Source organism: Bifidobacterium sp. UTCIF-1, from assembly GCF_006408915.1.
GTDB classification, from domain to species: domain Bacteria; phylum Actinomycetota; class Actinomycetes; order Actinomycetales; family Bifidobacteriaceae; genus Bifidobacterium; species Bifidobacterium reuteri.
Genome location: NZ_JFAG01000049.1, coordinates 1 through 1,216, shown reverse-complemented (window position 1 = coordinate 1,216; position 1,216 = coordinate 1). Strand labels below are relative to the sequence as shown.

Sequence of the window (1,216 nt, the reverse complement as noted above, 5' to 3'; positions counted from 1 at the left end):
TGCTCATGTACGGTAAAGAAGCAAGCAACCGAAAACAATAGATAGACCGCCAGCACTACACTATTCCGAACCAAAGACCAAAAGATAAGCATTTTGAGAAAATCTAAACTTTTGGGTTTTCCTACAATGCCGACTACGGCGGAATCCCTCCCACTCCTTATATATTTCTTTCTGTATACATTGAATTTGTATTTAGTAAAATGCAGACAACACCACGGATCGGCTTTTGGCTGGACAATTCCAACCAAACACCGCAGCAGACAGTAGAAACCATTCTGAACGTTAGGAAGCCGGTATGATTGTTACATATAAGGGGAAGAAAAATTTCTTTTAGATACTTGTTTTCCTAAAACTGATGTGATATAATAATTCAAGTCCAGAAAAGGAGTAAAAAATATGCGGCAAGGTATTCTTAAATAAAACTATAATCAAATAGTGGGAACAAAGGATTATGATAGTCCCTTTTGTAGGGGCTTAGTTTTTTGTACCCAATTTAAGAATACTTTTGCCTTATCAATTTTGACATATCCCCAAAAACAGCACTCACAAACAGGTGTATGCTGCATATGTGTATGTCCGCAAATTATCATCCCCAGTGGTAAAAGTATTTTACTGCTGGGGATTTTTATGCCCTTCGGGGCAGTAAAGGGAGGACAATCACATGAAAATAATCAATATTGGAATTCTTGCCCATGTAGACGCTGGAAAGACGACCTTGACGGAGAGCCTGCTATATGCCAGCGGAGCCATTTCAGAACCGGGGAGCGTCGAAAAAGGGACAACGAGGACGGACACCATGTTTTTGGAGCGGCAGCGTGGGATTACCATTCAAGCGGCAGTCACTTCCTTCCAGTGGCACAGATGTAAAGTCAACATTGTGGATACGCCCGGCCACATGGATTTTTTGGCGGAGGTGTACCGCTCTTTGGCTGTTTTAGATGGGGCCATCTTGGTGATCTCCGCTAAAGATGGCGTGCAGGCCCAGACCCGTATTCTGTTCCATGCCCTGCGGAAAATGAACATTCCCACCGTTATCTTTATCAACAAGATCGACCAGGCTGGCGTTGATTTGCAGAGCGTGGTTCAGTCTGTTCGGGATAAGCTCTCCGCCGATATTATCATCAAGCAGACGGTGTCGCTGTCCCCGGAAATAGTCCTGGAGGAAAATACCGACATAGAAGCATGGGATGCGGTCATCGAAAATAACGATAAATTA

At 43.5% G+C, this 1,216-nt stretch carries 1 protein-coding gene; it reads left to right on the top strand.

Annotated features, from left to right (window positions below):
• Positions 1-661: 661 nt before the first annotated feature.
• A partial coding sequence (locus tag BW09_RS10790) for a GTP-binding protein (RefSeq protein WP_219846535.1) occupies positions 662-1,216 on the top strand: 555 nt, incomplete at its 3' end.